The organism is Corallococcus llansteffanensis (assembly GCF_003612055.1).
GTDB lineage: Bacteria > Myxococcota > Myxococcia > Myxococcales > Myxococcaceae > Corallococcus > Corallococcus llansteffanensis.
The window spans coordinates 1-7,698 of the sequence record NZ_RAWB01000476.1; the positions used below are offsets into that span (position 1 = coordinate 1).

5 protein-coding genes and 1 pseudogene are annotated in these 7,698 nt (G+C 72.8%); 5 read left to right on the forward strand and 1 reads right to left on the reverse strand.

The annotated features are described in order from the left end of the window. Positions 1–130: 130 nt before the first annotated feature. Positions 131–1,678 (forward strand): F0F1 ATP synthase subunit alpha, encoded by a 1,548-nt coding sequence (atpA, locus tag D7V93_RS32410; RefSeq protein WP_120647061.1) that lies wholly within the window; start codon positions 131–133, stop codon positions 1,676–1,678. A gap of 93 nt (positions 1,679–1,771) precedes the next feature. Here the strand turns inward: atpA and D7V93_RS32415 are convergent, their stop codons facing one another. Further along, on the reverse strand, positions 1,772–2,620 hold the full coding sequence (locus D7V93_RS32415) for an HAD family hydrolase (protein WP_120647062.1): 849 nt from the start codon (positions 2,618–2,620) through the stop codon (positions 1,772–1,774). A 169-nt stretch (positions 2,621–2,789) separates the two neighbouring features. Between D7V93_RS32415 and D7V93_RS47510 the strand changes: the two genes are divergently transcribed. The 4 genes and pseudogenes from D7V93_RS47510 to D7V93_RS44615 all read left to right on the forward strand — a co-directional run. Continuing rightward, positions 2,790–5,387 (forward strand): sensor histidine kinase, encoded by a 2,598-nt coding sequence (locus D7V93_RS47510; protein ID WP_120647063.1) that lies wholly within the window; start codon positions 2,790–2,792, stop codon positions 5,385–5,387. Between the two features lie 90 nt (positions 5,388–5,477). Then, entirely contained in the window at positions 5,478–6,344 is an 867-nt protein-coding gene (locus D7V93_RS32425) for an OmpA/MotB family protein (RefSeq protein ID WP_120647064.1), read from the forward strand. A gap of 83 nt (positions 6,345–6,427) precedes the next feature. Beyond that, positions 6,428–7,303 (forward strand): hypothetical protein, encoded by an 876-nt coding sequence (locus D7V93_RS32430; protein WP_120647065.1) that lies wholly within the window; start codon positions 6,428–6,430, stop codon positions 7,301–7,303. A 171-nt stretch (positions 7,304–7,474) separates the two neighbouring features. Further along, positions 7,475–7,698: pseudogene (locus D7V93_RS44615) on the forward strand (hypothetical protein); the annotation flags it as partial.

Consider the following 7,698-nt stretch of genomic DNA (forward strand, 5'->3'; position numbering starts at 1 on the left):
CGGCAATAGGGCGGGGTGCGTGCGCGTTGCGGTACGGCCTGCGGGCATGATAGGGGGCCACCCGGCAATCAAGATTCGTGGCGGCCCTCCCCGTTTCCGGCCGCCCCCTCCGCAAGGACGCTAGACGCTCATGGAAATCCGCGCCGACGAGATCAGCAGAATCATCCGGGAGCAGATCAAGGACTACGGCAAGAAGGTCACCGTCGCCGAGACCGGCACCGTGCTGTCCGTGGGCGACGGTATCGCCCGCGTGTACGGCCTGGAGGGCGCGCTCGCCGGCGAGCTGGTGGAGTTCTCCAACGGCGTGCAGGGCCTCGTCCTCAACCTGGAAGAGGACAACGTCGGCATCGCCATCATGGGTGACTTCAAGGGCATCCGCGAAGGCGATGTCGTGAAGCGCACCGGGCAGATCGCCTCCGTGCCGGTGGGCAAGGGCCTGCTGGGCCGCGTGGTGAACGCGCTCGGTCAGCCGGTGGACGGCAAGGGCCCCGTCGAGGCCACCGAGCACCGCCGCCTGGAGGTGAAGGCGCCCGGCATCGTGCAGCGCAAGTCCGTGCACGAGCCCCTGCAGACGGGCATCAAGGCGCTGGACGCGCTGGTGCCGGTGGGCCGCGGTCAGCGCGAGCTCATCATCGGTGACCGTCAGACGGGCAAGACGGCCGTCGCCATCGACGCCATCATCAGCCAGAAGGGCCTGGGCGTTTACTGCGTCTACGTGGCCATCGGGCAGAAGCAGTCCACCGTCGCGCAGGTGGTGGAGAAGCTGACCCGCCACGGCGCCATGGAGTACACGACGGTCGTCGCGGCGAACGCGTCCGACCCGGCGCCCATGCAGTACTTCGCCCCGTACGCGGGCGTCGCCATCGGCGAGTACTACCGCGACAACAAGATGCACGGCCTCATCGTGTACGACGACCTCTCCAAGCAGGCCGTGGCGTACCGCCAGCTGTCGCTGCTCTTGCGCCGCCCGCCGGGCCGCGAGGCGTACCCGGGCGACGTGTTCTACATCCACAGCCGCCTGCTGGAGCGCGCCGCCAAGCTGTCCGACGAGGAGGGCGCGGGCTCCCTCACGGCGCTCCCCATCATCGAGACGCAGGCCGGTGACCTGTCCGCCTACATCCCGACGAACGTCATCTCCATCACCGACGGGCAGATCTTCCTGGAGACGGACCTGTTCAACTCCGGCGTCCGCCCGGCCATCAACGTCGGTCTCTCCGTGTCGCGCGTCGGTTCCGCGGCGCAGATCAAGGCGATGAAGCAGGTCGCAGGCTCCATGAAGCTGGAGCTCGCGCAGTACCGCGAGCTGGCGGCGTTCTCCCAGTTCGGCTCCGACCTGGACAAGGCGACGCAGGAGACGCTGGCGCGCGGCGCCCGCATGGTGGAGCTGCTCAAGCAGGGCCAGTACGAGCCCCTGTCCGTCGAGCGCCAGGTCATCCAGATCTACGCGGCGACGAACAAGGACGACGCCAGCAAGCGCGGGTGGATCCGCCAGGTGCCGGTGAGCGACGTGGTCCGCTGGATGAAGGAGATGCTGGAGTTCGTGGACGGCAAGTACCCGAACATCGTCCAGGACCTCGTCACCAAGCGCGAGCTGACGAACGACATCAAGGCCACCCTCAACAAGGCGCTGGCCGAGTTCAACGACGTGTTCCAGGCGACCCCTGGCGCCAAGGTCTAGCCTCAAGCATTTCGCGCCCCACGCGCGGTGCAGTGCGAACGGCCCCGCCCTCCCTTCACCGGGAGGCGGGGCTTTTCGTTTTGCCGGGGGGCCTCAGCGCAGCCGGGGCAGGATGGCGCGCAGGCTGCGATCCACGCCGCCGCGCGCGCCCAGCCGCTCCACCGCCGCGCGCTCGTAGGGCAGCACGTTGGCGCGCTCCACCAGCTGCACGTGCGCGCCCAGCGCGGCGGGCATCGCCAGGTCCAGCTCGTAGATGTCGCCCGCGACGAGCGTGGACTCCGGGCCCGTGTGCGTGGCGTCCCAGATGCGCTTGAGCGCGGAGAAGTAGCGCCCGCGCCGCAGGTACACCGGCCGGCCCAGCACGCCGTCCAGGTGCAGCGCCTCGGGCAGCGCGTCGAAGCGCGCGTCCTTGGGCACCGCGTCCTCCAGCTGGAACTTGCGCGCGTCGCCGTACACCGTCAGCCGCTCGCGGCCGCGCGGGGCCAGCCGGGTGAGCTTCGCCTCCACCAGCTCCGTGTGCGCGTTGGTCACCACCGCCACGGGCAGGCCGGTGGCGAGCAGCGCCTCCAGCACCTCCTTCGCCTCCTCCTTGAAGGCCGTGGCCGAGTGCCGGTACGCGTCCCGGTAGAGCGTCTGCACCGTGTCCGTGCGCGCCGCCTCGTCCTGGCTCCGCCCGAAGCGCTGGAGCAGCCGGTGCGCGGTGCACGTGGCCGTCAGGTACGGATCCGCCGTGGCCGGCGCCACGATGCGCCCCGCCACCTCCCAGCCGTACCGGTCCACACCCGAATGCAGCGCGGCCACCTCTTCATCCCAGGCGGCCGTCGCGTCCTGCCCCAGCACCCGGTACAGCGCCTGCTGGAAGTGCGTCAGGAAGGGTGCGCCCTCCGCCAGCACGTCCGTGAAGGTCCCATCGAAATCCAGCACCACGCACGCGATCGCCATTCCGCCGAATGACGCCCCGTCGGCCGCTCCGAATCAAGCCCCTTCCCCTGCTCCGGGACGGAGGAGCGTGGCAACTCCTGGAAAGCCGGCTCGTACCCGGGTCGGGTGGTCCCGCCTCCCTGGCACCCCCACCCTACAGCCTCCCGCGGGGGAAGGGGGCTCCGCGCCCATGTCCGAGCAGACCGGCACCTTTCTGGGGGAGACCACACCCGTGCGGCACGAGTGGTTGCGCACGGTGCTCCACCTGCTGCCCGTGGCGGTCATCATCGTGGACACCGGCGGTCGCCTGCTCGCGGCCAACGCCGCCGCGGAGGCGCTGTGGGGCTCGCTCGCGCTGGAGCAGATGGGCCTGGAGCGCTACCACCTCTTCGAGGCGTATTGGCCCCGCAGCGGCCGGCGGCTGCACGGCGAGGAGTGGGCCACCGCGCGCACGCTGCGCAGGGGGCAGACCATCTCCAACGAGGAGGTGGACATCGTCGGGCGCGACGGCGCGCGGCGTACCATCCTCAACTCGTCCGCGCCCCTGTACACGGCGGAGGGCGACCTGCTGGGCGCGGTGAACGTCAGCGTGGACATCACCGAGCGCAAGGCCAACGAGCGCGCGGAGTCCTTCGTCAGCGAGGCCAGCCGTCTGCTCGCCGAGTCCCTGGACTGGGAGACGACGCTCAAGGCCGTGGCGAGGCTGGCCACGCGCGAGTGGGCCGACTACTGCATGGTGGACGTGCTGGACACCGACGGCGCCCTGCACCGGCTGGCCGTCACCGCGAAGAACCCGGAGAAGCAGGCGCTGCTCGACCAGACGATGCCCTTCCCACCGTTGCTCGGTGCGGGCACGCCGCTCTCCCGCGTGTTCGCGCAGGGCCGGCCCGTGCTCGTGTCCGACATCTCCGGGGGGTGGCTGGACAGCGTGTCGCGCACGCCCAGGCACCGCCGCCTGCTGGAGGAGCTGGCGCCGCGCTCCTCCATGCTGCTGCCCCTGGCGGTGGGCACGCGCCGCTTCGGCATCATCAACCTGGTCTCCGCGTCCCCCGCGCGCCGCTACACCCGGCGCGACCTGGCGTACGCCACGGAGTTCGCGCGCCGGGCCGCCCTGGCGGTGGAGAGCGCCCGGCTGTACCGCGAGGCGCGCAAGGCCCTGCACGAACGGGACGCGTCCCTGGCCCTGCTGGAGGGGTTCTTCTCCGCCTCGCCGGTGGGCATTGGCTTCGTGGACCGGAACCTGCGCTACATGCGGGTCAACAACGTCATCGCGGAGAACAACGGCATCCCGGTGGAGGCGCACCTGGGCCGCACGCCGCGCGAATTGATGGGCGAAGCGGGCGCGCCCATCGAGGACCTCCTGCGCCGGGTGCTGGAGACGGAAGAGCCCGTAGTGGACGACCCGGTGGAGTACATCATGGGCCCGGAGCCCCGCATCTTCCTGGCCACGTACTTCCCCGTGCGCACCGGTACGGAGGTGCTGGGCGTGGGCGGCGTGGTGCGCGAGGTCACCGAACAGCGCCGCATGGCGGACCACCTGCGCTTCCTGGCGGACGCGACCACGCGGCTGGCCACGTCGCTCGACTGGCGCACCACGGTGCGCAACATGGCGGAGCTGGTGGTGGAGCAGCTCGCGGACTACTGCCTGGTGGACATGCTGTCCGAGGAGGGCGGCCACTTGGAGCGCGTGGAGTGCCAGAGCCAGGACGCCGTCCTCCAGGCCCTGCTGGAGAAGGCGATGCCGTTCGCGCCGCCACACGGGTCGCACACGCTGCTGCGCCGGGTGCTGGAGACGGGCCGGTCGGAGCTGGTGGCGGAGGTGGACGCCGCCGCGATGGAGAGCTTCGTCATCAACGAAGAGCACCGGGGCCTCCTGGAGCAGCTGAACCCGCGCTCGGTGATGGTCGTCCCGCTGATGGCGCGCGGGCGCACGCTGGGGCTCATCAGCGCCGCGTCGTGCTCCCCCACGCGGCGCTTCAACGCGCGAGACCTGTCCGCGCTGGAGGACCTGGCCTGGCGCGCCGCGCTCGCGGTGGACAACGCCCGGCTGTACCGGCAGGCGGAGCACGCCGTCGCCGCGCGCGACGAGTTCGTGGCGGTGGCGACGCACGAGCTGCGCACGCCCCTGTCCGCGCTGCACCTGCAGCTGTCGTCCCTGCAGCGCACCCTGGACAAGCAGCCGTCGGAGGAGGCGGAGCGGCTGGGCCAGGGGCTCGCGGGGGCGCTCAGGCAGGCGGACCGGCTGACGCGGCTGGTGGCGCACCTGTTCGACGTGGCGCGGCTGGGCACCGGGCAGATGGCGCTGGAGCTGGGCGCGGTGGAGCTGTCCGCGCTGGTGCACGCGCTGGTGGCGCGGATGGAGGAGGCGCTGGCCACCGCGGGCTGCGTGGCGGTGGTGCACGCGGACGCGCCGGTGGTGGCGATGGCGGACCGGCCGCGCGTGGAGCAGGTGCTGATGAACCTGCTCACCAACGCGATGAAGTACGCGCCCGGCCTGCCGGTGGAGCTGTACGTGGAGCGCGACGGGGAGCGGGCCGTCGTCGCCGTGCGGGACTGGGGCCCCGGCATCCCCCCGGACGCGCGCGAGCACATCTTCGAGCGCTTCGCCCGGGCCACCGGGCAGCACGCGCGCGCCAGCCTGGGCCTGGGCCTCTACATCTCCCGGCAGCTCGCGCGCGCGCACGGCGGGGACCTGTACGTGGAGCCGCCGCCGGAGGGAGGCCCCGGCTCGCGCTTCGTGCTGCACCTGCCCCGGTGGAAGAAACCGCCCGGGCCATCCCCGCACTGAACGCGCCCGGGCCCGGCAGGCAGGCGCGGGCGGTGTCGCACGGCGCCCACCTTGCCGCCCACCCCGGGGGCGCCGCTACGCTCCCGGGCCATGGACGACGTCCGGACCGAAGCAGCGCAGGGACGCTGGCGGTGGCTGCCCTGGGGGCTGCTGGCCGTCGCGGTGGCGGTGGCCTCCGGAGGCGCGTGGCTGGGCTCGCGCTCGCTCCAGGCGCTGGAGGCCCGGAGCGCGCAACTGGAGCACGAGGCCACCGAGTCCGAGGCCCACGTCGCGCAATTGCAGACACTGCGGCAGGCCATGGAGCGCCGGCTGCGCACGCTGGAGCGCCAGCAGCAGCACGCCGAGTGGGGCAGCGCCGCGGCACAGCTCCAGGCCCGGAGCGCGGAGGAGCAGCACACGCGGCGCGAGGCGGCGCTCGCGACCCTGGGCGCGGCGCTGAAGGACGCGCTCGCCGCCGGGGACGTGTCCCTGGACCTGGAGGACGACGCGCTGCGCATGGAGGTGTCCGAGCGTCTGCTCTTCGCCCCCGCCAGCACGGCGCTCTCGCCCGAAGGGGTCCAGTTGCTCAAGCAGTCCGCGGGCGTGCTCCAGGGCGCCCTCGCCGACCACCGCGTGGCGGTGGAGGCCCACACCGACGAGGTGCTCCCCCCGGCGCCCGGCGCCCCCGCGTCCACCGCGTGGGAGCTGTCCGCCGCGCGGGCCGTGGCGGTGGTGCGCCACCTGGGCGAGCGCGAGCACGTGGCCCCGGAGCGCCTGAGCGCCACGGGCCACGCCGCGTACCGCCCGCGGGTCCCGGGTGACAGCCCGCCCCACCGCGCGCAGAACCGGCGCGTCACGCTGCGGCTGTCCCCCACGCCGGTGACGCCGGAGAGCGTGGCCGTGGCGCGCACCGAACCTCCGCCCCGCCCCGTGAAGCGCACCGCGAAGGCCAAGGCGAAGAAGGTGGCCCGCCGCTGAAAGGGGGAGGCTTTGAATAGGACCGCCCGGCGCCACGTCAGGGGAGCGACGGGTTTCGTCCTTCCCCTGCCCCGGAGCCTCCCGTGTCGTCCTTCCGCCCCGCGCTGTGCGCTGGACTCGTCACCGGCCTGCTGCTCCTCGCTCCCGCCGCCGAGGCTCGCTTCGGCAAGAAGACGGCGGACACCTCCGACAGCAAGGGCGACGCGAAGGTCCACGAGGCCACCCCCATCCAGCCCCGCTCCACGCACGCGGCCTCTTCACCTTCCGACGACGACGACGACGACGACGCGGACGACGACTGCTGCGACACGCCGGGCCCCTCCTACACGGCGCGCCTCTATGGCGACGCGCCCGTCGTCTCCTCCAGTTCCCTGAGCACCAGCGAGGAGCAGGAGCTGGCGGACATGGCGGTCCGGAACCTGGCCCCGCGTCCCCCCGCTCCGCCCATCGACGTGCGCATGGGCCTCAACGTCGGCGCCATGGGTGGCGGCAGCTCAGGGGACGTGTTCCTCGGCATCGAGGGGACCGAGCTGGGCGTCGACTTCCAGGGCACGAAGCTGACCCTGCCCACCGACGACGGCACCCCGGGCACGGACGTCATCCACCTCGTGGGAATGCACGTCACCTGGGCCGCCGTCTCCACGGAGCGGCTGCGGCTGCGCGCGGAGGCGGGCTTCACCATGGCGAGCGCGCCGGACGTCTTCCTCGCGGGGCCCAGCCTCGCCACCTCCCTGGAGGCCTGCGTGGTGGGCCCGCTGGACGTGGAGGTGCGCGTGCAGGGCACGCCCGCCCCCTACCGGCAGCTCGACGCACAGGCCGGAGTGGCGGTGCACCTGGGCGCCCTCATGCTGCGCGCGGGCTGGCGCGGGCTCATCCTGGACGACGCGGGCCAGGTGGACGGCGTCGCGCACGTGGACCGCTTCACCGGCCCCTACGGCGGCGCGGGCTTCGTCTTCTAGGGCGCCTGGGGGCCGGCCGGTGTCCTGGGCCGTACATGCCCCCTTCCGGACAGCCTCCCCCGCCCCGAGGGCCCTGGTGCCACATGGGGTGATGGCGGTTGAATATTCCGGGCGAGCAGGCGTCCAGATGCCGCGGCCCGGCCGGTGGGCCCGTGACGAGGAGGGGTTGCCGTGGGCTTCTGGAAGACGCTGTGTGCCGCGCTCGCTGTCGGTGTCCTGCTGGGGTCGGGCCCCGCCGAGGCCCGCTTCGGCAAGCGCTCGAAGCCGACCGCCGCTGCCCCGAAGCCCTCCCCGAGCCCTTCCGGTGACGACAAGGACTCCCGGGACGACGACAGGTCCACCCACCGGGCCACCCCGGTCGGCCGTCCCGCCGACGCCCCGGTGCGCTCGAGCGT